Below are 25,291 nucleotides of genomic sequence, written 5' to 3'. Positions count from 1 at the left end.
CTTCATTTTGAAAACGATAGTGATTATCATTTATATTAATACTTCTTTCAAGTCCCTTTTTTAGTTATATGAAGTTATTTTAAGTGCTATTCAAACGTGCCAGCGACCAACCCCTATTGAGTTTCGCCTTTTACCCTCTGCTATTTACTCAAAAAGTAGGGAGCCCCTACTTTTTCACCACAGGTAAAGACTCCGCCAGCCACTTATTCATATCACCTTCTAGGTGTTTTAAGGTGTAGCCTTTTGGCGCCAGTGCCTCAATAAATATGCCAGCCCTACGCCCTGAGCGGCAGTACACAACGAGTGGTGTATCAGTCAATTTAGTCAGTTCTTCCTGATGCGTCTCAATCTCGTTAAAGGGAATGTTTATTGCCCCTTTGATATGTCCTGCGGCAAACTCTTCAGGGCTTCGTACGTCCACTATAGTGTAAGCATCTGCAGACATCTGATTTACCATCAGCGCTTGCTGTGTGATCGTTTCCGACTGTGCGTAGCAAATACTGCTAACAAACCACATAAAGCTAATAATCAGTTTTCTCATTTTTCAGTCTCCTTTTTGTATAATCCATCAAATACTATTTGCCACTTATCGACCCCTTGCTTACTCTGCCAAACTTGACGTACCGTACCATCGGGATTCGCAGTCCATGTTATCTTATCCGTCACCTTAATACCTGCTGCATTTTTCCTATCCCCTTGTAATACCATTTTCCCTTCATGAAACTCACCATCCAACCGTAACAACAGCCCGCTATTATCCACCCAAGTTTGATGCCAACGATGAGTGGATGGATCATAAATATTTATACTCTCACCACGATACCCAAGTTCAGTGGTATAACTTTCTTTAATGACACAACCATCATACTCACGGGTAATGCGATTACGTCCAGACTCAAGGCCTCCTACGCTCGTTACCGACCAGTCTCCAAGCCAAAAATCAAACTGTCTAAATACTTGCTCTTCACATTTAGCTAAGCTGTTGCTGCTAAAAAACAAAATACTAATAACCAACCATACCTTCATTTCACTGACTCCTTATATCCAACCTTGTTAGCTTAGCGGGGATTAACCAAACAGCTAAAGAAATCAGAAAATACTCCGATACAGTTAGAAATAGAGATAACAAGGATAACGTTATGGAAATTCAAATGAAGCCACATCACTTTGCCGACGCACTAAACGCAAACAACGAAACATCCACTGCCACAAGTAACTCCACAGAGGAAACGGAAGCAAAACCTGAACCTGAAAATGAAACCATACTGACTGAGTTTATGGATAAAATGGCAAAGAAATACAAAGGTAACAACCCTAATTTTAAGCAACAATATGAAATGTTAGAACAGTCAGAAGCCCTAATGAAAGAGCAAATCCAACATTTACAACAGCTTATTAGCGAGTTAAAAAAAACACCTCTACAACGGGCCATAAAAGTATCCACGGTAAGTGATGCTGATATCCCAACAACACAAGAAGATATCCTGAGATATGAGCATACCGGCGCAAAACAGTATCGCGATAATGAAACAGAAAAAGAAATTGAGATTTTAACCCAGCAACTTGACGAACTTAAATCACAGTATGCTGATATAAAACAACAGATGATCCAAATGGTACTTGATGAAATGACTAGGCAACGAGATAAAAGGTATGAAGTCTAAATAGTCCTAGCGCTTCTATTACTTCATAACAACTGAACTAAATCAATATTATGCAGATTTCTACAACTAAAATTTTGGTGAATTTTAATTCACCTAGCCTACACACTCCAATCTCATCATTCAACGCCACCTATAAAGCCACATAAAACAAAGATTTAAAACAAAAAAGTAAGTGATGTGACAAAGTTAAAAACTGGACATTTTTTAGAAAATAAAACCACAAAAAAAGGATAAAAAACCACACTGACTTTCAGCTAAAAAATCACAAATTTAAAACACAAAATATAATCAACAAATAATACAAACTGCAAACATTAGCAAAAAACATTTAATTATTAATATCACCTGCTTTTCAAATACAATACCGCCCCTTTAAATATCAATCATCATCCATGGATTCATTGAGCTTCAATAATGCAGTTAAAAAAACTATCTATTTCTAACCAAATAACGTTAAGTTTCACCTTACTTTTTGTCATTTTCATTGGAGTTGGCTTGATGAGCTACCAAGGAATGAAAGAAGTAAACGCCAATCTGAACGACATAGTCAGAACCAGCATTCCTTCGATGGAAACCATCAAAGACATTAAAATTGACTTAGCAACAATACGTAAAGATGAGTTTAGTACTGCATTGAACCCTGAAGATCCAGAAGTTCAAAATTGGCTCGCCATTTTAAGAGACTTGAAAAAGTCACTTGATGATAAGGTATTATTTTATCAATCATTACCAGTCAGCAAAGAAGAAAAAGCACTGTTCAATGCGTTTATTACCGCTTGGCAGCGATACGTCAATGCCACGTATCGTTATGAGAGCCTCATCATCAATGGTGATGCCAAAGAAGCGAATCGGATCATTTTAGATAGCTATCCCCTGTTTGCCAACGCCATGTCTGAGCTTAGCGAGCTGGAAGCGTTAAATGATAGCAGTGTTGAAAAGTCCGAGCGTTCAGCTATATCAGCAGTCAATAGTACCCTGTTTACTTTGGCGATTTCTGGATTACTCGTGGCGGTAACCATAGTAGTTATCTGCATGCTGTTGAGTAGAGCAATTAAGACGCCGCTCGCTTTATCCGTGGATCTTGCTAGTAAAATAGCGCGTGGTGAGCTAAATCACGCGATTGCCGTTGAAGATACGGGTAAAAACGAGCTAGGTTTATTGACCCAATCTTTGGAAAAAATGCGTTCACAGTTACACGCCTTAATCACCATAATCAATGACTCTGCCATTCAATTAACTGCAGCAGTAGAAGAAGTGAATGCCATTTCTTACCAAAATGCGCAAGGGATGAATGTACAACAAAATGAGCTGCAATCCGTCGCCTCCGCGATGACACAAATGCAAGCAGCAATTAGTGAAGTCGCAAAAAGCACAGAAATGGGTGCTGAGTCAGCAAATCAGGCGAGCGAAAAAGCCAGAGAAGGCAGCGACGCACTTAAATCAAATATTAATCATATTTCAGAAGTTGCACAAACGGTCACATTTGCAGGCGAGCTGGCAAACAATCTCGAGAAAAACTCACACAACATTAATGTGGTTGTTGATGTAATCAGAGAAATCGCGGAGCAAACGAATCTATTGGCATTAAATGCCGCTATTGAAGCCGCTCGTGCAGGCGCTCAAGGACGTGGTTTCGCCGTTGTTGCGGATGAAGTTCGCTCACTGGCTCAGCGCACTCAAGATTCAACCACGCAAATTGTTGAAATCGTCAACGACCTACAAGCCAAGTCGAAGGAAACCGGCGTGGCAACCAAGAGCTGTGAACAAGGTATTGCACTTTGTGTTGAGCAATCAGAAGTCGCTGGTAATATGATCCATCAAATTGAATCTCAAATTGATAGCATCGCAGCAATGAGTACGCAGATAGCGTCAGCTTGTCATCAGCAATCTGTGGTTTCAGAGGAACTGAACAAAAATATCGAAACTATCAATTATTCAGCCGTTGAAATGACCGAAGGTGCCAACCAAACCGCGACGGCATGTAATGAAATGAGTAAACTTGCCCACGACTTAAAGTCACAAGTCGACAAGTTTACGCTCTAAAATACCGCCATAATGGATAAATAGCGCCTAAGCCTACGTACGGCTAGGCGCTATATAATTGAGGCACTTTATCATCGGAAAACTATGCTCGGTAACAGACATCGCAAAAGTTGACTGCTGCGCTCACTTCAAGGTTGATTCTACAAACCTCTTAGCCGCCTCATGGTTATTATCTAATTGCAATAACTGCCGATAAGTAACACCTGCATTGGTTTTATCTCCTTTAATAAGATAGGCTTCGGCAAGACTGTCATAGGTATTCACGCTTTTTGGGTGTGCCGTAACATTCAATTTGAAAAATTCAATTGCGGCGTCGTAATAACCGACTTCCAATAATTGATACCCAAAGCGATTTAGGCGGCGCTCACTCAGCCCCTTCCCTTCGCGAACCTGTTGTTGATAGTTTTTAATCGCAATTTCAACGCCGTCAGATAGAATCGTTGCAAAAAGCAGCCGATATGGACTTAACTTAGGCGCTGCTACAGCCCTACCTGCAAGGATTTCAAGTATGCCATCAACCATCTGTGTCAATGGCGCGCCACCTGTATTATCCAGCAAAATAATAACCGTTTTGTCCTCCAATACTCTTGCAATCTTAGCCCCAAACCCTAGGATGCCACCAGCATGGTGAACCAGCATTTTAATTTGACTGGCATCTTCTTTGTCGGTGACTTCCCAGCCAAACCCGTAATTTCTATGTTTAGAGGGAGTAAATAACAATGTCTTGGTCTCAGGCGTTAGTAGTTTATCTGTGTATAATGCCCGGTCCCACTTATACATATCTTGCACCGTTGAATACATTGCGCCCGCGGAAAAAGGTACTGTCATGTCAATAAAATCGGCATGTTTGAACCCCTTCAACGTGGTATCGTAACCATTCGCTAGGCCTTTAATTACCTGCTTATGATCGGCAAATCCAGTTTCTTTCATATCTAACGGTACTAATATTTGCTTTTCAAGTAGTTGCCAGTAACTTTTTCCGCTCACAAGCTCAAGGATACGCCCAAGTATAGTGTAACCGGCATTGCTGTAACGAAACGCAGAGCCCGGCTCAAACAACAAGTCTCCTGAGCAGAAATGGTCGATAAACTCATCGCGGTTATAAGGGTTGTGACTTTGCACTTGGCGAAATTCAGGGTGTTTAAACACATCAGGTAGGCCTGACGTATGATTAAGTAATTGCCTTATGGTAATTTGGTTTCCCGTATCCTTTCGGTATTTAGGTAAATAACTGGAAATATTAGCATCAAGCTCAATCTTTCCTTTCTCAACCTGTTGTAATACCAAAAGCGCGGTAAACTGTTTGGTCACTGATGCTAGCTTAAATTTAGTATTGGGCTGATTTGCTATTTGCCACTCTACGTTGGCAAACCCATAACCTTGTTGCAGTAACACCTCAGATCCTCGAGCAACCAAAGCGGCACCATCAAACTCTTTAATTTGGTGATACTGCGCGATATAGTCATCTAGTTGTTTTTGCAGTTGAGTCGTCGCCTGAGCAGGCATAGAAAACAAGCATAAAAATAACAGTAAATGGGGTAATGCTTTCATGTAAATCCTTGTTTATTGTTATGACGAGTCTTACTCTACGTATCTAATATTGGCTTGCCAGTGCGCTTTGGTGACATTGCGTGACAGAACAATTAAAAGCACTTAAATCAATAAAATAAAAAATACAGGATTTATGACTTGCAGTATCAGTTGAATCAAAAATGGGATTTTGATGTATCTTCTCGCACCATCAGTCATCGCGATGTATCTCATGTACTGACACCGCTCGCACATAGATTGTTGCTGAACCTGATTGAGCATGCACCTCACCTTGTGAGCCACCAGCAATTAGAACAACAAGTTTGGCTTGGTCGAGTCGTGACTCATGATGCGATTAAAAAACAAATAGCAAGGCTACGAAAGCTCCTTGAAGATGATGCCAATAAACCAGAATATATCGTGTCTGAACGCAGCTTCGGATACCGCTTTAGCGCAACCGTTAATAAGATAAATCATGAACCGCAAGCGCCAGCAGTAAAGCGATTTACTACTCTAGCCGGCGGAAGTATCGGCCTAGCTCTGGCGTGTATAATCGGTATATATCACTCCCCTTTTACCTCACCATTTTCTTCAACAAGCTCGGACACAGCATTGAGCATCGCCCAGCAACACTTTACCCAACAAACTTTAGAAGATAATTTACGGGCGATAGCGCTGTATCAGCAAAGCATCATTACATCACAAGACGTAGATGAGAGTTATAAGGGCTTGAGTCGAGCATTATTGAGTGACTATAGCTTATATAATCAGGTTGCAGACGCGCTGACGAAAAGCCGGATCAATACAGAAAAAGCGCTGGATTTAACACCCGATAGTCCATCGGCAAATCTGCTTTTGGCTCGAGTCCATACTCTTCAAGGACATTACCATCAAGCACAACAACTTCTAAATGACACCATAGCAAATACACCTAATTGGCCTTTGGTAAAGTCACACCTAGCCGAGATCTATCTCTTGCAAGGCAACACCATTGATGCATACCCACTAGCACGCCAAGCTTATGAGGCTTCTCCCAGCGAGCCTAAGGTGGTTGCTAGCTACCTCCACTGCCTGCGAAAAATGCATATGGCCAACTGGTTTAACAAGGTACTTATCAACGCCAGCCCTGAAGTAAAGGGATCTCCTTGGATACAACTAGAACACGTCCAGTTTTTACAGCAACAAACGCAGCATAAAAAAGCCATCCAACACCTTAACTTATTAGCCAAAGCCGCGCCAAATACTCAGACGTTAAACTGGTTCGCAGCCCTTTCTTATCTAAGTAACAATCATCATGATAAAGCGACCAATGTTTTAGCGCTGACTGTTGAAAAGCACGGTAGATACGCATTATTCAGTCAATTATACTTGTCACTCCTCACTGCTAAGCATCAATCAATAAGTAAATATACCGATGATATTGCCAACCAGATAAAGGCCGGCAACCAAGACCCTGAATTAGTCTTTAGCCTCGGCCTCATCAGCCTTTACCATCAGCAAAATGACAAGGCTCAGGACTATTTCAAACAGGCTATTCAACAGGGATTTAGTGACGAGTTTAGGTTTAAAGCATTGCCTTTCAACATCACAGGAGATCAAGCTCATTTTGTAGATAGCATTGTTGAGCAACTTACTCTGACTAACTTAAAGAAAAGAATAAAGCGCACACCAAAGTAGTCACTGTGCGCTGTATACCAATAAGTTAATTGGCAGGTCTTAGCGTTTCGATTACCTGAGCATCAACCCAAAAAATATCAGCATCTCTTGAAGGTGTGGTACGGTTAAAAAACAGATATTTGCCATCGGGCGTTACACTCGCTGACGCCTCCCGCGCACTCGTGTTTACTTTGTCTCCCAAATTAATCGCTTCGCCCCAACTACCGTCTTTCAAACGAAAGCTGATATAAAGATCCGAGTTACCAAACCCTGAATCTCGAACCCCGTCCCATATAATGTAGGAATCATCGGGCGCGATAAATGGATGTGCATTATATAGACCAGTGTTAATTTCAGGACCTAATTTAACCGGTCTTTGGCGTTGACCGTCTTTCACCTCAGAGATCCTAATAACATCGCCACTTTTATAATCGTCAAACACATACGTATCACTCGCAGATGCACTTAACCGCATGATCCCCCAGCTTTCTTTATCAAACATAGGGCCTAGACTTTTGGCTTCAGACCAGCTCCCCTCTCGACGCGTCATAACATATTTCCCCATATGCATGGTCACGCCATCTGGTGCTAGTAATGGCCTGCCAACTCTTGGACCAACAACCGTTTCATGCCACTGTTTACCTCGCTGCTCGTATGCAATCAAACTCCAACGGTTCACATTCAGATCCTTTCGCGTAAAATAAAAAGTTTTCATGTCGGGAGAGAAAAACGCATTGTGATCCCTGTGCTCTGTTGACACCGTGCCAAGCGCAAATACTTGAGGTGTGTCCCCAGGAGGTGTTCGGCCAAGATAAGGACCTATTAAAGATACTTCTGCGTCTTGAGCAAGGCTTTTGCTGACCATTACTAAAGTTACGAACAGTATCAACCATTCAGACGTCAATAATTTGTTATCCATTTTTAGCTCCCTATTACTAATTAAACTTTTGAAATCAATTACAAAGGGTGTTCAAGCTAGCAAGTAGTGAGAGTGACGCCATGAAATTTGGATGAATTTTCGCTGATTTTAACGTTATGCTTTTCTATCTTCTTCTTATAAGTTAATGTTTTTATTTGTTTAAGCTAACATTACAGGTGTTGTAAGCGCTATTCATTGAGTTCATATCAGCTTTAAACGTACCGCTATATTTTATTTATATGTTCACGTTGAGCATGTGATACTCATCTGATATCGGCGCGATTTTTGCAGGATTTTTATTGTAGAATAAGCGTAATGCCATTAGCAGTTTTAACGTCAAAAGTTTAGCCTATGACCAAGATTCAAAGTGTAATCAACAAACAGTATCCAGAACACATTGCCGTGATCACTGAAAACGGCGAACCCTATACTTATCGAGCGCTGCTTGATGATGTTGCAAATGCAGCAAAACCCTTACAGCAAAAGGCTTTACTTTTTATCATCGGAAATAATGATTACCCATGCCTTGTTCATTACCTAGCAGCAATAGAGGCTGAAGTCGTAGTACTGTTTTTAAGTGCAAATATGGCAACTGAGCAGCTCGAAACGCTAGTGTGCACATACCGACCTGACTATGTTTTAACCAAAGCAAAGAAAGCAAGTATTTTCTCTAAGTACACAGTTTTAAGCTCACAGGATCAATATCAATTACTATGTGACCCCTTAAATAAACCTCACTCTTTACACCCCCAATTGGCATTTTTGGCTTCAACCTCGGGATCAACCGGCTCACCAAAACTCGTTAGATTTTCTAGACAAAACCTATTGAGTAACGCGCAAGCTATCAAAGAATATTTATCTATCACCCCATTAGAGCGCGCTATTGTACATTTGCCTATAAGCTATTCTTATGGATTATCTATTGTAAACAGCCATTTACTTGCTGGTGCCTCAATTTATCTGACAAATGAAACGATAATGGACAAGTCATTTTGGGAAAATATGACGGCTCACGAAATTACCAGTTTCTCAGGAGTACCATTTCATTATGAATCACTACTGAGAATGAAGCTTGATACCATGAAATTGCCCCATCTTAGAACGATGACACAAGCAGGTGGTAAATTAGCAGAGCGATATTTGTCAAAGATACAAACATTGACGAACAAAATGGGTATTAATTTTTGGGTGATGTACGGTCAAACAGAGGCTTCACCGAGGATATCTTATATGCAGCCTAGTGATTTGAATACGCACCTTGGCAGTATCGGTAAGGCAATTCCGAGAGGAAAACTATGGCTCCAAGATGAGCAAGGTAACGACATCACAGAGTCAGGCGACATAGGCGAGCTCGTCTATGAGGGAGATAATGTATGCTTAGGTTACGCTGAAACTATTTTCGACTTATCTAAAGGTGATGAAAACCAAGGCATTTTGAAAACAGGCGATTTAGCAAGCTGCAAACAGGGCTATTTCTACATTGAGGGCCGTTTAAAGCGCTTTATCAAAGTGTTTGGAAATCGTATATCTCTGAGTCATGTTGAAGCAACGTTGCAAGAATTAGGGTATGAAAGTGTCGCTTTTGGCACTGATGATAAGCTAAATATTGCCATTGTAAATGGCGAAGAAATTGATCTACGAACACTTAAAAAAACGTTCGCAGAACTATTTTCCATTAATTTTACAGCCATCAAAATTCAAACTGTTTCACACATTCCTCGATTAGAAAGTGGCAAGGTAGATTATCAATGTCTTATGAAGTAGATGAAGTAATATTATCTGATTGGCCACCATACGCATGGCCTAAGCAGCAAAAGCAATCTGTATTAATATCAAAGTTGGCTGAACTAGATCAACTTCATTTGTCTCAATGTCCGCCATTTGCAAAGCTTAAGCAGTCTATGCCTAATATTGACTTAAATAGCCACCCATTTAGTCCGTTTTTTCCTCTGCCAGTCAGACTATTTAAATCTCAAGAATTAAAAAGTGTACCACAAGAAAGTGTTATTAAGACGATGATGTCTTCGGGAACCTCTGGACAATCCGTTTCCAAAATTTATCTAGATAAAAGAACATCAGCGCTGCAAGTAAAAATACTCTCTAAACTAGTTACTCACTTAATTGGTAAACAGCGCCTTCCAATGCTAGTTATCGACTGTCCGTCTACCGTCAAAAATAGAACAAAGTTTTCGGCTCGTACTGCGGGTATCTTAGGGTTTTCAATGTATGGGCGAGACATCACTTACGCATTGAATGATGATATGACAATAAACTTTGATGCTCTCAACGCATTCATAGACAAATATCAAGGACAGAAAAAGTTTATCTTTGGCTTTACTTATATAGTTTGGCTTCATTTTGTTGAAGCCTTAGAGCAATTGTGCAAAAAAATTGATTTATCCGAAAGTATTTTGCTTCATGGTGGTGGCTGGAAGAAAATAGAAGCAAATAAGGTAACCAAGTCACATTTTAAGTCTAGATTAGCTAACGTTACTGCAATCCAGAGTGTACACAATTACTACGGTATGATTGAGCAAACAGGGTCTATCTTTATGGAGTGTAAACAGGGCCACTTCCACTGCTCATCATGGTCTGAAGTAATAATTAGAGATTTTAAAACATTACAACCAGTTAAAGATGGTAATTTGGGGCTTATTCAATTAATTTCTGCACTCCCTCATAGCTACCCTGGACACAGCATCTTAAGTGAAGATATCGGTGTAAAGCTTGGAGAAGATGACTGCCAGTGCGGCTGGAAAGGTACCTATTTTGATGTACTGGGTAGAGTAAAGCAAGCGGAAGTGAGAGGGTGCAGTGATACTTATTCCAAATAACATTCAAGCTCACTTTACCACCTTAGTTGGTTCATCATCTGATTTTCATATTCAACCAACAAGGGCTTGGGAAGAGCAAACCATATCGTTTTTAAATACACTTTCAGCAAGGCTACGACGACATCCAGAGGCAAATACGCTTCCAGATCTAATGGCGCTCGCGTTTTGGCTAAGAAAAGCCAACCTTTTATCAATGAAAACAGGCCCCTACTCAAACAGACTATCTGTAGGGCTGGGTTTAACCTTTCATATTTGCCCAGCAAACGTACCGATAAACTTTGCTTATTCACTCGCATTTGCGCTACTTGCAGGTAATAGCTGTGTTTTGCGCTTGTCATCTAAATCAAACCGCAGCACAGATATTGCGTTACAAACTCTCTCGCAATTATTATTAGAGTCTGAGTACCAATCAATCGCCCAACGAGTTTTTCTTATTCGCTATGCTCATAATGATGATGTCACTGCATTTTGGCTCAGCCAAGCAGCAGGAAGAGTGATTTGGGGCGGTGATCATACCATTAATAAAATGCGCCAATTTGCCACGCCTCCTCGCTCTAGAGAAATAGCGTTTGCAGATCGCTACTCTCTATGTTTGCTTGATGCTGCCTACATTAGCTGTTGCTCTGACGACCTTATCAATACCCACTGCCACCATTTTTATAATGATATATATCAGCTAGATCAAGCGGGCTGCTCATCACCTCAGCTGTGTGTTTGGCTTGGTGATGACTCTTCGGTTATAGAAGCAAAAAGTCGACTTTGGCAATGCTTAGCTGACATTGCGGCAGATAAATACGCGATTGAAGACATTCAGGTACTAAATAAGTTTGTGGATACTTGTAATGCAGCTATTGACCATGAGGATATCGCCAATATTGAAATTGCTTCACCTGAACTTACTAGGATTGAAGTAAAATCCATCAATATTTCTCAACAAAGCTTCCGTGGTACGAGTGGCTTAATCTACGAAACCAGAATTAAATCGATAGCGCAGCTTGCCCCGCTAATCAACGAGAAAGTGCAAACTTTGAGCTATTTAGGCGTTGAGAAAAGTACTATTGCTGAGTTTATCTATAGCAATGGCTGTAGTGGAATTGATCGTATAGTCCCCATAGGTAACGCACTGAATATGCACAATTTATGGGATGGATACGATATAATAACGACATTATCCCGAATCGTAACTATCGACTAAGATATTTAAACAAGGCTTTGTAAAAAATGGAAAAATTCAGTTTAAACTGTGTTGAACTACAAGAATATCAACCTAACCGCTACCCTTTTCTCATGATTGACCATGTTGAGGAAGTTATTCCCGGGAAATATGCCAAAGGCTATAAAAATCTAACCATGAATGAGTGGTACTTCCCTGTACACTTTCCTGATGGTCCAAATATGCCTGGCGCCCTGCAACTCGAAGCGTTAGCGCAAATGCTAACGGTCGCGATTACTACTCTTCCCGGCTTAAAGGGTAAAGTAACACATGCCTTGCAACACACCGTGCGCTATAAAAGAGAAGTAAAACCAGGTGAAAAGTTTGAAATTGAAACCGAAGTACTGTCTTGGAAAAGAGGTATTTGTAAAGGCAGGGGCGTGGCAAAGGTTAATGGCGAAATAGCCTGTGAGGCCGATATGATGATTACCATCCCGGAAATCCTCGAGCAATATCTGCCAAAAAAGAAAACTGAGTTATGACCGCTAAAGTAGATATTATTATTGTTGGCTCTGGTGCAAGTGGAGCAGCCGCTGCTTGGCGTCTCAGCCAGGATAGCAACCTATCTATAGTTTGTATTGAGCAAGGTCGCGAATCTAACCCAGCCCAATACCCCACGACCAAAGCGGATTGGGAGCGAGATAAGCAACGGTCAGCGAGTTTTGACCCGAATGTTAGAGCCAACAAGGCTGATTACCCAATTGATAACAGTAATTCCGCTATATCTCTTGCCAATTTTAATGGCTTTGGTGGTAGTACCATCTTATATTCAGGGCACTTTCCGCGCTTTCACCCTTCTGACTTTGCCACATATAAGCTTGATAAGGTTGCAGAGGATTGGCCATTTGACTACCAGACGCTCACTCCTTACTTTAATCAAAATGAAGAGATGATGGGCGTTGCAGGGTTAGTTGGAGATACTGCATACCCTGAATATGAAAACTTATTGCCGCCAGTCGCGATGGGGCGAGGTGCGAAAAAATTGGCTCAAGCTTTTAATCGGCTTGGCTGGCATTGGTGGCCGTCATACAGTGCTATCAATACCAAAAACCACCAAAACCGACCTCCTTGCATAAATTTGGGCCCGTGTAATACCGGGTGTAGTCAAGGTGCCAAAGGCAGCGTTGATATTACTTACTGGCCGCAAGCAAAGTTACAAGGCGTTCAAGTAATGACTGAATGCCGTGTTTTTGATATTCCAGTTGATAAAGAACAAAAAGCAACAGGAGTAAAATATTATGACAAACATGGAGATGAGCAATTTTTAGCCGCATCCCTTGTCATTCTCGCTTGTAGCGGGATAGGTACACCTAGATTACTACTAAATAGTAAATCCGAACTTTTCCCTAATGGGCTATTAAACAACTATGACCTCGTTGGCCGCAATTTGATGCTACATCCACTCGCATATGTCGAAGGTGTATTTGATGAACCACTTGATACAAGCATCGGTCCACAGGGCTGTAGTATTTATTCTCAACAATTTTATGAAACGCAAGAAGATAGAGGCTTTAAACGCGGCTACACATTGCACGTATTAAGGGGCTCTTCAGCAGTAGATAGCGCGTGCTCCGGATACATAACGAGAAGAATTCCTCTTGGAAAAAACCATCATCAGGCCTTTTCGCAATATTTTAACCATAATATGGGCATTGCCGTCATTTCTGAGGATTTACCAGATCCTGAAAACCGTATAGAGCTTGATTATTCGAAAACGGATAGTTTTGGTATGCCCGGTATCAAAGTGCACTATTCTCTACATGAAAATACAAAAAAAATGCTCGAGCATGGTATCGAACAAACTAAAAAGTTATTCGCCGAAGCCGGAGCGAAAATTTCAGCAGCTCATTATCCTGTGAAACATGCGGGTTGGCACCTAATGGGAACAACCAAAATGGGAGCAGATAAAACAAATTCAGTGGTCAATGAGCATGGGCAAGCACATGAGGTAAGCAACCTTTTCATCGTCGACAGCAGCGTTTTTATCACATCAGGAGCTGTCAACCCCGTCGCTACCGCCCAAGCTTTAACTCTAAAGTTTTGTGACCACATCAGTAAAAATATAAAGAGTTGGGTAGTATAATGAGTTTATCGCAATTTCTAGATGTTATTTTACCTTCAGATACAAGCCTTAATATGCCCTCTGCGATGGATCTGCATATAGATAAGGCTGTAGCAAACCTATTAGAACCACAGCAAATTGAAGAGTTTTTATTCATTTTGAATAATGTTGCGCAAGAAAAGTTTTCGAACTCATTGTCCTTCCTTGATGAAAAAAGCTACTTACTTTGCATTGAAAAAGCTAAGCGAGTGGATGTTTATTTAGTCAATTATATCGTCCAACAATGTCTTACTGCCTACTACACTCACCCTAGCGTATTAACCAAAATTGGTTCCGGCGCAGTGCCTCCTTTTCCTGACGGGAACTCTTTGGAAAGTGATGACTGGCTGCTGCTTGAGGATGTGTACGAACGTGGGCCTATTTACAGGAAAGTCATATGATACCTTACATTGCAGGGCAACTTGCTAAAAATAAAGTGGCCGTTGTAACTGGCGCAAACAGGGGGATCGGCAAAGCGATTAGCGAGACCTTGTTGGCACATGGTTGCACGGTAATCGCTGCTGTCAGAGACATTGAAACCGCAAAGGCAAGTTTGACACATCAAGATAATCTGCACTTTGTGAAATTAGATCTAAACCATGAAGATAGTGTCAAATCCTCGATAAAAGATATTAGAGCAATTTCTAAAACGGTCGATATATTGATAAATAATGCTGGAGTTGCAATGGGTGGATTGTTTCAAATGACTTCAATGCATGATGTTAAACAGCTATTTGAAGTGAATTTGTTCAATCAGTTATTGCTAACTCAGCAGATTTCAAGACTAATGCAGCGACAAAAACAAGGGTGTGTAATCAATATTCTTTCAAGTGCAACGCATCAAATTGATCGCGGTACACTAGCGTACGGAAGTGTCAAATCTGCGTTTGAGCGCGCGAGTCTAAGTATGGCAGTAGAGCTTGCAGATAGCGGTATTAGGGTGAATGCTATTGCGCCTGGTGTCACTAGCACCGATATGGCTGAAGAGATGGATGACCAAGCAAGAATAGACTTAGTCGCTAAAAGTTTACTGAAAAAGGCTGCGATACCTCAAGACATTGCAAATACAGCTTTGTTCTTATGTAGTGATTTAGCGACGCACATCACAGGCCAAGTGCTCAACGTTGATGGCGGTTTAATTTAAAGAGGAATGTAATGAGTTATCCAGAATTAACTGAGTTTGCACGAACCATGAGGCAAAAGATACTCGATATTAGCTATCACAGTGGCACATCTACTCATATTGGTGGTGCTCTGTCTATGACTGATGTCATGGCGGTACTCTATGGAAAAGTACTTAATTTTGACGCCCAAGATCCTCGCTGGCCAGAACGAGACCGTTTCATCTTAAGTAAGGGCCACGGTGTACTTGGATTTTATCCTGCACTGCTTGGCGCAGGCATCATTTCTCAAGAAGTTTTTGATACCTTTCAACAAAATGGCAGTGATCTAATCGCCCATCCCGTGATGAATCTTGATTTAGGGATTGAGTCCTCTAATGGTAGTTTGGGTCACGGCATATCAATGGCGGTGGGAATCGCTTTCGCGGCTAAAAAACAAGCAAAGCCTTTTCATACCTATACATTAGTTGGTGATGGTGAAACCAATGAAGGCTCCGTATGGGAAGCTGCTATGTTGGCATCCCACCTAAAGCTGGACAACCTAACCGCTATCATAGACTACAACAAACAACAAAATGATGGCTTTGGAAAAGATGTACTTCGCATCGACAATATGGCAGAACGATTTCGTGCTTTTGGCTGGCATGTTATTGAAGTTGACGGTCATGATATTGATGCCATTGTTGAAGCTTTTGAAGAAGCTCCTCTAAATAAGCCTAAAGCCATCGTCGCTAATACGATTAAAGGAAAAGGTGTTTCTTTTATGGAAGGCGATAACGCATGGCATCACAATCGTCTAACTAAAACTAATTACGAAGCAGCTGTCGCTGCCCTCAATAATTCAAATAACGAAAGGAGCGACAATGGAAATAACGTCTAAAAGCGCACGCCAGTGGGCGAGACTCGGTCCGAGAGGGGTGTATGGTCAAGCAATTCTTGCCATAGCAGATAAGCACGATGACCTTATGGTAATGTCAGCTGATTTGGCGAGTTCATCTGGGTTAGAACGTTTTCGCACGACCTACCCAGATAAGTTTCTTAATGCTGGTATTGCAGAGCAAAACATGATTGGCGTAGCAGCAGGACTTGCAAAGGAGGGGTACAATGTTTTTGCCTCTTCCTTTTCACCCTTTATCGCCATGCGGGCAAGCGAACAAATTCGAATGAATTTGGGTTACATGGAGCTAAATGTTAAAGCTGTCGCAATCGGTGGTGGGATAAGCATGGGCTTTTTGGGGAACTCTCACTTCGGAATCGAAGATATGGCGGTCATGCGTGCTATCCCAAATTTAACCGTTGTGTCCCCTGCAGACTGTGTTGAAGTCGTGAAGTTAGTAGAATCCGCTGCTAGTTTCAAAGGCCCCATGTATATACGCCTCACAGGCACAGCAAACTGTCCAATCGTCTACACAGATGATTATCAATTTGAAATAGGAAAATCAATTCTGCTTAGGGAAGGGGGTGATGTAACTCTTATCGCTTGTGGCTCAATGGTTTACCAGTCTTTGCAGGCCGCCGAATTACTCGCGGAGCAAGGAATATCGGCATCCGTCATTAACATGCATACTATCAAACCTTTGGATGAAGCTAGACTGCAAGAAATCATCGCCAAAGGCAGACCTATTATCACCGTCGAGGAACACTCTAAAATTGGAGGCCTTGGTAGCGCCATTGCTGAATATTTATCGCCTCTGGGCAGTGGTATTCGTCACCTTTCTGTTGCCCTACCCGATGCATACATAAAAACAGGTGATTACGATTATATGCTTGGCGAGCAAGGGTTGGACGCAAAATCAATAGCTCAAAAAGCAGTAACATTTCTCACTAAGTAATTGGATTAAAGATGCAATTTGAACATAATCATCATTCTGTCACTCAAGCGCTTGATAATATCGTATCAGCGGTACAATTGAGCTTTAATCAATGTCAAAGTGATGTATATTGGTTGTCAGTTGATTTTCGCATGCTGATTGCTGCAACAGGTGTAAAACACACAGAAGCGCACAAAGCGGCAGTATATATTGTTGATTCATTGGTAGAACAACTCAAACCTAATGAATCTTTACTTATTTCTTCGTTTTACTTTAGTTTTCCTCACAGTAAAGCGTTTTCTCCCTACAAGAGTGAAGTACAAACCGGTGTTTTTGGTGCAATGTTGTTAGCCCAATATCCGCAACATAGAGTTCAACAACCATTTTATTCCTTTTTAGTTTTTGGTCACGCCTACCCCTCTCTCACACAAAATTATATCGCTAAAAGTACTGGACCCGATTCCATTTTTGAGTGGGTGATAAATAACAACACTCAGCTAATCTGCGTTGGGCATCACTATGTAAAATCACTCTCAAGCATTCACCATGCAGAGCATTGTGCCGATGTTGATTATCGCTACGTCAAAACATTTTCAGGTTCACTGCTCTTACAAAACAGCAAAGAGCAGCACATTGAAACTCAGTTTTATGTTCGAGACTTAGATACTTGTGACTTTTCTTCTTTAACCCATACTGGAGATAGAGCCTTTAGAGAAGCAGCAGTTATTGAATCCCAACTCCTATCCACACTAAAAAGACCTCTTCTCATTCACAGCATCAACCTACTCTGTGCACATGAAATGATGTTGCAAGATCTAAATAGTGGAAATAACCGATATGTTGATTACTATGGACCGATGAAACAAGAGCATGAAGTGATAACCGGCAAGGTAGCAGATAAGCTGTATACCAAAGAGTTAAACGCGCTAATTAATACCCAAAGCTACTGATAATTAATGCCCTTTTACGACCAACAGTTATTTCAGGCTATTGGTCGTAAATCATTCAGCTGACTTAGGGACTGCCATTAAGTGTGGAGATGCATAACTAAATGTGCCTGCGCAAATTTTTGTACCGTCACACAAAGCAATTACTTCGCCCTTACATATCCCCCTTCTCATAGAAAGTATGGTTGCTTCATAGCGTAATTCCGAGCAAGTGGCCACTGTGACTGCTTTCATCAGTTTAACGTTAATATTGTTTACATAAGCCCGATGTTCTCCGTGCTCAAATGAGTCGTAAATCAGTAGCACCAACGTTTGTAACATACCTTCTATCTGCAATGTGCCCGGCATGACTCCAGATTTTGGTAAATGACATTCAAAAAACCAATCATCAACGGAGATAGACTTTGTCGCAATAGCCGTTTTCCCTTTCTCAATCAACTCGTAATTATCGATCATTAAAAAAGGGGCGGTTATATCCAAAGCGGTAGATATTTGTTCCGCAGTTTTCATCATCATTTAGCTTCCATATCCACTACAACTCTGCCATATATATTCTGCTCCTTAAAGTTTTCAATAGCACAACTGACCCCTGCTAATTTCACTTTTGTGTAGACATCGCAAAGCGCAGAACTTCGCCAAATTGAGGCCAGTTTTATCAGTAGACTTTTTCTACTTTCGACCGAGGTTCCTTCCGCGTTGATACCTATTAGACTGATCCCACGAAGAATAAAAGGTAATACATTTGTCTCAAAATGCGTCCCCGCAACAAGCCCTGTGCTCACAACAATGCCATTCTCTGATACCTGCTTTAAAATACAAGCGAGCACATCTCCACCAGCCACATCAATGACTGCCTGCCACCTTGAAGGCAATAAGTTTTGTGTCGTCTTCACATCTGACGCATTTAAATCAACAATAGCGGTGACCCCTAAATTCTCAAGGAAAACTTTACCGTTTTCCCGAGTTACACTCACTTCAACGTCATAACCAAGATGCTTAAGAAGTAATACTGCGATACTGCCAAGACCACCACTAGCTCCAGTTACCAGAACCTTACTAGCTGACTTGTCGATACCATGCTTTTCGATTGCTTCAACGGCAAGTGCTGCTGTATACCCTGCGGTTCCATATACCATTACTTCCTCTAGGCACATATTTTCTGGCAATCGGATGAGCCACTCAGCAGGTACGCATATATACTCTGCAAGACCGCCCTGATAATTCATCCCCAATGGCGTACAAAACACAGCTACTCTATCGCCTTTTTTAAAAAAAGCTGAATTTGATTGCTCAACTACCCCACTTGCATCAAGCCCCGGAGTATGAGGGAAGCGGCGAGTCACTGCAGGATTGCCCTGACAGGATAAAATATCTTTATAATTTAAAGAAGAATAGTGCACTTTTACGAGTACTTCAGAACTAGGTAGATGTGTCACTGGCAAGCTTTTAACTCGATATTCAAATTCTCTTGGAGATTTTTTTTCCACTACGAGTGCATTATAGTATTCTGTCATGGCAAGTGTGTTTTAATATATCAAGATACTGACATTCTTTTATAGATGCTATTGATAGTCAACGAATATTCTTTCACAATAATAGTTATTGCTCGTCGTCAAATAGGAACAATAAATGAGTAACTTAGAAAAGTACAATCAGGCCTTTATTACAGCTTTTGACATCACTGAAGCACAGCTCACCGATGACTTCGGCTATCAAGCAATTCCTGAGTGGGACTCAGTCGGTCACATGGGACTCGTTGCAGAATTAGAAGATGCATTTGATATCATGTTAGAAATGGAAGATATCATAGACTTTAGTTCATACGGCGAAGGGAAAAACATACTTAAAAAGTATGATGTTGAAGTTGTATAATAACTAGTTTTAAAAAATGATAGCACAAGCTTAAAGCTTGGCTATCATTCCGTTTCTAAAGCATTTCAAGAACGCTTTGTTGCTCTAATTTACTGATCGCACTTTCCATATCTACTACGCTACAACCCGATAAGTTCGCAATATCTATCGTGTCATGCTTTCCATCACTATAATTGAGTAACATCCTGATATGATTCAACTCTTCTAATTGGCCAACTCTTTCTTTGCTGAAAAAGCTCAATGTCGGGTACAGCCCTCGCTTGCCTAAATTTGGTTCACCATAAGGAAACTTGTTCTCGAACGTTGCTGTCTGCTCCAACGCAATGAGAATCTTCTCAAGTTTGTCGATACTATCCAATATCGGTTTAATCCCCATATTTTCTTTATCGTCTAACGAAGTATGATACTCACTGTAACCTGCATGAAAACATCGACTCACGCAACATACTGGAAATTGAAAACCTGGTGAATTGTATTGACGCTCATCTGAACCACTTAATGGGCTGAACGGAATGTTTTGGTGGTGAAAGCCATGTTCATTAAGGTGATATAGCAGTTTATCTAACAATCCATTATCGTTACGACTATGCTTGAATACTAATTCTTCAGGCTCACCACCCATACAGTTGATTACAAGACCTGAAACTAAATTTTCCTTTAAGTAATCGCCCTCTAAATGAAGCAACCCTAAACTACCAATTGTTTCAGGATGCAAAGCAAAGCGATACGAATAACGTCGCTGTGGCCAGCGCTTAATTCGGTGATATAAACCGAGCAGCACCAAAGGCCCACTGATTTCATTATTTGCCATTGATGGATGACATAAATAAGAACTTAGCAGGATTTCCTTTTTTGATTCTCCCTCAAGGACAGTCTGTGCAATATCCAAATGACCATCAACAAATTCGCTGTCAATGACCGCTTTATATGTGCCGGGTTTTAACTTATCCCGAGTATTCTGAGATACACAAAACCCCCACCTTTTTTTGTAATAACTAGTTACATATGGAATAGCATTCGGTAACTCAGGAAGGCTGTATAGGTGGTTTTGCAATTCTTCGAGCTCAATCTCACTATTTACAGGCTCAGAGTAATTTACCACTTCTAGATTTAAACGTTTCATATCGGCGACTTTTTGCCCATCCGGATCTAGAAGGTATGCATCATTACAGTGCCACTCTTGTGGAACTGTCCAATCAAACACCGAGGTACCTGTCGGGATAGACTGAACTGTCAAGGGCATATAACGAGAGAAAATATCATAACTCTGACGCAAGCCTGGCCCCGTGATTGAACGTAGTATGGGGAAAAGCTCATCAAAAAGGTCACTATAAAACAACTCTGACTCTTGATATTGCACGTTCTAAACTCCTTATTTCCCGAATATGATACACTTTATTTTTCTAGTGCGTTTATTGCTCTAAATGGATATCGTTGGCACGCCACGCATTATTTCCAAAAGATTATCCAATAAAATATAACTCTCAAAAATTACTTATACAACATACTGTTACCTTTTAGTGGTAAAAAGTTACCGTTTTCCTTTGCGTTTAAGCTCTTCCAACCGTTCTCGCTCCGCCAAAATCATCTTTAACATCTGAATGCGAAGCTCCGCTTCTTGCTGTTTAAATTCAGAGAGCTGCTCTTCAAGCACTTCCACTTCATCTACTTTTGTTTGGTCACGGTACTTTTTACTGCCTACGTGTTCGATTAAAGCTTGCTGCTCATCATTAATCGCATCTGGGTGCTGTTCGACTTTTAAAAATCGCTGTTCTCGGGATTGCATCAGCTTATTAATTCTTTCTTGGAGTTTACGAATTTGCGCTTGAATAAGGTCCATTGCCTTTTCTAAGTTTTCATAATCCTCTTTAAATACAGGGTTATCTTCTTTATAACCTGCTGCTTCATCATCAAGCTCTTTGGAGAGCATCGCGGGTACCTCTTGCTTTTCTTCCGCATCGCTTGGTGATTTCGTCTTTATCTGGTTGGAAGTAACTTGGGCCGAGCCTTGTGATTTCAATTCAGTCTGTTGCTTTAGCGGTGATAAGCTACCTTGATGTATTTGAATATCCATTTTCACTCCTTGGGATAGACACTGTTTGCTATACATATCGGAAAAGCTGGAAAAAACTTAATTAAATTTACGTTGTGCGTTCCTAATTTCGTTTCCGCTGTCTTCAAACTGACATCAACTCACGACCAATTTGTCATAAATACCAGCAAAAATACTCGATAAGCTAACTCGGCTAGGAAGTATGTTGGTATAGCCTCTTTTTTCGCGGGAGCGTTATGGAAAACAAGCAAATTGCGGTGGTAACTGGTGCCTTTGGTGGGATAGGTTCTGCTATTACGAAAACACTCATTGAAAAAGATTTTTTTGTTGTAGCGATAGCAAGCGAAAGGCGTAATGAGGCCGACTTTGATCTCTGGCTTAACACGCTACAAATAAACCCAGCGGCAGTAAAACCTTTATTCTTGGATGTGACTAATGCTGAGCAGTGCCACACAGCGATGACTCAGGTCTTACAAGAATTTGGGAATATCGATCTACTCGTAAACAACGCCGGGATCACACGCGACTCAGCGTTTAAAAAAATGACCCACGCGCAATGGAGCGAGGTGATCAACACCAATTTAAATTCTCTCTTTAATATGACCAACCCAGTCTTTGCGGCAATGTGCGCAAATAAGCAAGGCCGTATCGTTAATATCTCCAGCGTTAATGGCCTAAAAGGTCAATTTGGGCAGGCTAATTATTCCGCCGCAAAAGCAGGCATGATTGGTTTTACCAAAGCGCTAGCCTATGAAGGTGCAAGAAGCGGTGTCACCGTCAATGCAGTAGCACCAGGCTACACAGAAACGCCTATGGTAAGCGCCATGCGTGAAGACGTATTAAATAGCATAAAAGCACAAGTACCGATGCAACGTTTAGCCACGCCTGACGAAGTTGCAGCTGCAGTTGCTTACTTAGCATCAAAAGCAGCCGGTTACATTACTGGCGAAACCCTGTCGCTCAATGGCGGCCTATATATGCAATAACCTAAATAACCTCAGGTTAAATACCACCGAGGGAGCGAGCTGTACCTGATGTTCGGTGGTGCTAACTAATCACTATCATCCATTGTGTTAATTTAATCGATAACAAGGAAAAGACCATGTACAGCGATTTATTCAAAACATTCAACGAACAAACTGAGCAATTCTTTGCACCAGCGGTACAGTTTAACCAAATCGTAGCAAAAAACATCGAAGCACTCTCTAAAATTCAGCTGCACTCGGCTGAACAGATCACTAAAACATCCATTGAGCAGCTAAAGCAAGCGACTGAAATCAAAGATGCAAAATCTATGATGGATTTTAACGCAAGTCAGTTGAACGCGTTAAACGCTCTAAGCCAACAGATGATCCAAGATGGTCAAAAGCTTTCTCAATTAGGTCAAGAATTTAAAGACAGCTTAGAATCTCTTGGTAAAGAAACCCTAAAAACCGCGAAAGCGCAATAACCTGCAATTTTGGGCGACTTAGGTCGCCTTACCCGTTCAAACAACACAAAGGATCTACCTGTATGGGCACTCAAGCAAATATTGAGCAAGGGTTAACTGCGTGGTGGCAATATAACCAAGAATTGTGGCAGCTCGCAGCGACAAATTTTGGTAAAGAGAATCCATTACAAAATGCATTAAATGAGCAAAACCAAGCCGACTTACAAAGTTGGCTCAGTGCACTCAATCAGCAACCGGAAACCTTTATTAAACAGCAAAATGCGTGGTGGCAAACTCAGTTTGCTATTTTTCAAAACAGTTTTATGCCGCAAACTACCGATGAGAAAGAAGACATTATTAGCCCTGAGCGTGGAGACAAACGCTTTGTAGACCCAGATTGGCAAGAGAACCCTTGGTTTAACTACCTAAAACAAAGCTATCTTTGGTTTGGACAATCACTACAAAACACCATTGAAAATACTCCAGGTCTCGACCCAAAACTTAAAGAGCGATTAGCGTTTTTTGCAAGACAGTCCGTTAATTCAGTATCACCGAGCAACTTTGTTTCAACCAACCCAGAATTACTCAAGCTGACGCTAGAAAGTAACGGGCAGAATCTATTCGATGGACTGGCGCGCTTAAAAAAAGATTTAACCAAAAGTACTGAAATGCTCCGAGTCAGCATGACCAATGAAAATGCGTATACACTTGGAGAAGACCTGGCTTGTACACCGGGTAGAGTGGTATTCCAAAACCACTTGTTTGAATTGATCCAATATCATCCGACTACGGAGCAAGTGCACAAGACTCCCCTGCTTATCGTGCCGCCATTTGTTAATAAATACTATATTTTGGACTTGAGAGCAGATAACTCGATGGTTAAATGGGCACTTGAACAAGGGTATACCGTGCTAATGATGTCATGGAAAAACCCAGATCCAAGCATGGCAAATATTGCGTTTGACGACTATGTCGTCGACGGTGTGTTATGTGCTTTAGAGCAAACAGAAAAACAAACAGGCGAAACGCAAATCCATACTGTGGGTTATTGTATCGGCGGTACTCTACTCACTACGTGTATGGCCTATATTGCTGCTAAGCGCATCAAACAAAGAGTAAAAAGTGCAACCTTGCTGACCACAATTTTAGATTTCTCGCAGCCTGGAGAACTTGGCGCATTTATCAATGAGCCCACCATTAATGCGCTAGAACAGTATAATAATCAAAATGGCGTGATGTCAGGGCACCTGCTCGGTACTTCTTTTAGTATGCTGAGAGAAAACAGCTTGTATTGGAATTACTTCGTCAATAACTACCTCAAAGGCAAAGCGCCCGCCGACTTAGATTTACTCTACTGGAATAGTGATAGTACAAATCTAACAGCGGCCTGCCACAACTTTATTTTACGAGACTTATATCTCAATAATCAGCTTATTGAAGACAAGTCTGTCAGTATTCGTGGCACTAAAATTGACCTCAGTAAAGTAAAGCAACCTGTCTACTTTCTCTCTACCCGTGACGATCATATTGCGCTGTGGCAAGGCACTTTTGAGGGGACTAAAAAGCTCAGCAGCCCGCTCACCTTTGTGCTTGGTGAGTCTGGCCATATTGCCGGAGTGGTCAACCCGCCAAGTGCAAACAAATATGGTTATTGGTTTGATGGACAAGACCAAGAAAACCCCGCCCAGTGGCTTGCTTCGGCAAAGCATGAAAGCGGGTCATGGTGGTCGCATTGGGCGCAGTGGCTACATCAAATAAACCCAGAGCAAGTCCCAGCTCGTGCCGCACAAAGTGATGAACAACCGGGGATTTACGATGCCCCCGGAGAATACGTCAAACAGAGTATTTAACCTGAGCTGCGGATAATTAATGCCTTTCTAGCAGCCAGTTTTAGCGCTAACTGCGTTGAATTCACTTCCAATAGCCAGCTATTGGTGCGTAAATTCGCCTTGTTTTCCCTAAAACTCTCTGGCTAGACAAGGAAAAAACCAAGTTATTCTTTAGAAGCAATGAGTTGGAACATTCCTTATCCAAACCTCAGGTTATTTAAGAAACTTACAATCAAATCAATTAGAGGCAAGCAATCTTGCTTCTAATA

Annotated in this window: 25 protein-coding genes; 17 read left to right on the top strand and 8 right to left on the bottom strand. The window is 41.3% G+C overall.

What is annotated here, in order from left to right:
- Positions 1-166: 166 nt before the first annotated feature.
- Both EXT47_RS04210 and EXT47_RS04205 read right to left on the bottom strand, forming a co-directional pair.
- Positions 167-541: a rhodanese-like domain-containing protein gene (locus tag EXT47_RS04210; protein WP_130125958.1), complete on the bottom strand. Its 375-nt coding sequence runs from the start codon at positions 539-541 to the stop codon at positions 167-169.
- Positions 538-1,026: a hypothetical protein gene (locus EXT47_RS04205; protein WP_130125957.1), complete on the bottom strand. Its 489-nt coding sequence runs from the start codon at positions 1,024-1,026 to the stop codon at positions 538-540. Before EXT47_RS04205 ends, EXT47_RS04210 begins: the two co-directional genes overlap by 4 nt.
- 113 nt (positions 1,027-1,139) lie before the next feature.
- Between EXT47_RS04205 and EXT47_RS04200 the strand changes: the two genes are divergently transcribed.
- A complete protein-coding gene (locus EXT47_RS04200; protein ID WP_130125956.1) occupies positions 1,140-1,664 on the top strand; it encodes a hypothetical protein in 525 nt (174 codons plus the stop codon).
- Between the two features lie 414 nt (positions 1,665-2,078).
- A complete protein-coding gene (locus tag EXT47_RS04195; protein WP_130125955.1) occupies positions 2,079-3,707 on the top strand; it encodes a methyl-accepting chemotaxis protein in 1,629 nt (542 codons plus the stop codon).
- A 123-nt stretch (positions 3,708-3,830) separates the two neighbouring features.
- Here the strand turns inward: EXT47_RS04195 and EXT47_RS04190 are convergent, their stop codons facing one another.
- A complete protein-coding gene (locus tag EXT47_RS04190) occupies positions 3,831-5,258 on the bottom strand; it encodes a serine hydrolase domain-containing protein (protein ID WP_130125954.1) in 1,428 nt (475 codons plus the stop codon).
- Between the two features lie 138 nt (positions 5,259-5,396).
- On the opposite strand from EXT47_RS04190, the gene EXT47_RS04185 reads away from it, so the two are divergent.
- Positions 5,397-6,914, top strand: a complete 1,518-nt coding sequence (locus EXT47_RS04185; protein ID WP_130125953.1) for a winged helix-turn-helix domain-containing protein — start codon at positions 5,397-5,399, stop codon at positions 6,912-6,914.
- Between the two features lie 25 nt (positions 6,915-6,939).
- Here EXT47_RS04185 and EXT47_RS04180 read toward each other — a convergent pair whose 3' ends face one another.
- A complete protein-coding gene (locus tag EXT47_RS04180; protein ID WP_130125952.1) occupies positions 6,940-7,812 on the bottom strand; it encodes a PD40 domain-containing protein in 873 nt (290 codons plus the stop codon).
- Between the two features lie 351 nt (positions 7,813-8,163).
- Between EXT47_RS04180 and EXT47_RS04175 the strand changes: the two genes are divergently transcribed.
- Genes EXT47_RS04175 through EXT47_RS04130 form a run of 10 tightly spaced genes read left to right on the top strand, consistent with a single transcriptional unit; the run spans position 8,164 to position 17,842 of the window.
- The gene (locus tag EXT47_RS04175) at positions 8,164-9,576 is read left to right on the top strand and encodes an AMP-binding protein (RefSeq protein WP_130125951.1); all 1,413 of its coding nucleotides are present in this window, start codon (positions 8,164-8,166) and stop codon (positions 9,574-9,576) included.
- Complete coding sequence (locus tag EXT47_RS04170) at positions 9,561-10,646, top strand: acyl-protein synthetase (protein WP_130125950.1); 1,086 nt, start codon at positions 9,561-9,563, stop codon at positions 10,644-10,646. The genes EXT47_RS04175 and EXT47_RS04170 overlap by 16 nt, the downstream gene beginning before the upstream one ends.
- The gene (locus EXT47_RS04165) at positions 10,627-11,841 is read left to right on the top strand and encodes an acyl-CoA reductase (protein WP_130125949.1); all 1,215 of its coding nucleotides are present in this window, start codon (positions 10,627-10,629) and stop codon (positions 11,839-11,841) included. Before EXT47_RS04170 ends, EXT47_RS04165 begins: the two co-directional genes overlap by 20 nt.
- A gap of 26 nt (positions 11,842-11,867) precedes the next feature.
- The gene (fabZ, locus tag EXT47_RS04160; RefSeq protein WP_039496798.1) at positions 11,868-12,341 is read left to right on the top strand and encodes a 3-hydroxyacyl-ACP dehydratase FabZ; all 474 of its coding nucleotides are present in this window, start codon (positions 11,868-11,870) and stop codon (positions 12,339-12,341) included.
- Positions 12,338-13,942, top strand: a complete 1,605-nt coding sequence (locus tag EXT47_RS04155; RefSeq protein WP_130125948.1) for a GMC family oxidoreductase — start codon at positions 12,338-12,340, stop codon at positions 13,940-13,942. Before fabZ ends, EXT47_RS04155 begins: the two co-directional genes overlap by 4 nt.
- Positions 13,942-14,361, top strand: coding sequence for a hypothetical protein (locus EXT47_RS04150; protein ID WP_130125947.1), 420 nt, complete (start codon positions 13,942-13,944; stop codon positions 14,359-14,361). The genes EXT47_RS04155 and EXT47_RS04150 overlap by 1 nt, the downstream gene beginning before the upstream one ends.
- Positions 14,358-15,104, top strand: a complete 747-nt coding sequence (locus tag EXT47_RS04145; RefSeq protein ID WP_130125946.1) for an SDR family NAD(P)-dependent oxidoreductase — start codon at positions 14,358-14,360, stop codon at positions 15,102-15,104. The genes EXT47_RS04150 and EXT47_RS04145 overlap by 4 nt, the downstream gene beginning before the upstream one ends.
- 11 nt (positions 15,105-15,115) lie before the next feature.
- Entirely contained in the window at positions 15,116-15,961 is an 846-nt protein-coding gene (locus EXT47_RS04140) for a transketolase (RefSeq protein WP_052258354.1), read from the top strand.
- Positions 15,945-16,913 (top strand): transketolase family protein, encoded by a 969-nt coding sequence (locus EXT47_RS04135; protein WP_039496791.1) that lies wholly within the window; start codon positions 15,945-15,947, stop codon positions 16,911-16,913. Before EXT47_RS04140 ends, EXT47_RS04135 begins: the two co-directional genes overlap by 17 nt.
- Positions 16,914-16,924: 11 nt before the next feature.
- Complete coding sequence (locus EXT47_RS04130) at positions 16,925-17,842, top strand: AAC(3) family N-acetyltransferase (protein WP_039496789.1); 918 nt, start codon at positions 16,925-16,927, stop codon at positions 17,840-17,842.
- A gap of 51 nt (positions 17,843-17,893) precedes the next feature.
- Here EXT47_RS04130 and EXT47_RS04125 read toward each other — a convergent pair whose 3' ends face one another.
- The gene (locus tag EXT47_RS04125; RefSeq protein ID WP_052258352.1) at positions 17,894-18,355 is read right to left on the bottom strand and encodes a 3-hydroxyacyl-ACP dehydratase FabZ family protein; all 462 of its coding nucleotides are present in this window, start codon (positions 18,353-18,355) and stop codon (positions 17,894-17,896) included.
- Complete coding sequence (locus EXT47_RS04120) at positions 18,352-19,326, bottom strand: YhdH/YhfP family quinone oxidoreductase (RefSeq protein ID WP_165383792.1); 975 nt, start codon at positions 19,324-19,326, stop codon at positions 18,352-18,354. The genes EXT47_RS04125 and EXT47_RS04120 overlap by 4 nt, the downstream gene beginning before the upstream one ends.
- Positions 19,327-19,468: 142 nt before the next feature.
- Between EXT47_RS04120 and EXT47_RS04115 the strand changes: the two genes are divergently transcribed.
- Positions 19,469-19,711 (top strand): acyl carrier protein, encoded by a 243-nt coding sequence (locus EXT47_RS04115; protein ID WP_039496786.1) that lies wholly within the window; start codon positions 19,469-19,471, stop codon positions 19,709-19,711.
- Positions 19,712-19,766: 55 nt separating this feature from the next.
- Here EXT47_RS04115 and EXT47_RS04110 read toward each other — a convergent pair whose 3' ends face one another.
- Both EXT47_RS04110 and EXT47_RS04105 read right to left on the bottom strand, forming a co-directional pair.
- Positions 19,767-21,071, bottom strand: a complete 1,305-nt coding sequence (locus EXT47_RS04110) for a DUF4910 domain-containing protein (RefSeq protein ID WP_039496784.1) — start codon at positions 21,069-21,071, stop codon at positions 19,767-19,769.
- Positions 21,072-21,242: 171 nt separating this feature from the next.
- Complete coding sequence (locus EXT47_RS04105) at positions 21,243-21,785, bottom strand: hypothetical protein (RefSeq protein ID WP_039496781.1); 543 nt, start codon at positions 21,783-21,785, stop codon at positions 21,243-21,245.
- A gap of 215 nt (positions 21,786-22,000) precedes the next feature.
- On the opposite strand from EXT47_RS04105, the gene EXT47_RS04100 reads away from it, so the two are divergent.
- The 3 genes from EXT47_RS04100 to phaC all read left to right on the top strand — a co-directional run bounded on the left by EXT47_RS04100 (position 22,001) and on the right by phaC (position 25,043).
- Complete coding sequence (locus tag EXT47_RS04100; RefSeq protein ID WP_039496779.1) at positions 22,001-22,750, top strand: SDR family oxidoreductase; 750 nt, start codon at positions 22,001-22,003, stop codon at positions 22,748-22,750.
- A gap of 116 nt (positions 22,751-22,866) precedes the next feature.
- Positions 22,867-23,214: a phasin family protein gene (locus tag EXT47_RS04095; protein WP_017216260.1), complete on the top strand. Its 348-nt coding sequence runs from the start codon at positions 22,867-22,869 to the stop codon at positions 23,212-23,214.
- A gap of 62 nt (positions 23,215-23,276) precedes the next feature.
- Entirely contained in the window at positions 23,277-25,043 is a 1,767-nt protein-coding gene (gene phaC, locus EXT47_RS04090) for a class I poly(R)-hydroxyalkanoic acid synthase (RefSeq protein WP_130125944.1), read from the top strand.
- The last annotated feature ends 248 nt before the right edge of the window (positions 25,044-25,291 follow it).

The organism is Pseudoalteromonas sp. CO342X, from assembly GCF_004208915.1.
Lineage (GTDB): Bacteria > Pseudomonadota > Gammaproteobacteria > Enterobacterales > Alteromonadaceae > Pseudoalteromonas > Pseudoalteromonas maricaloris.
The sequence above is the reverse complement of the archived record's forward strand: the minus strand, read 5'-3'. Positions and strand labels throughout refer to the sequence as shown.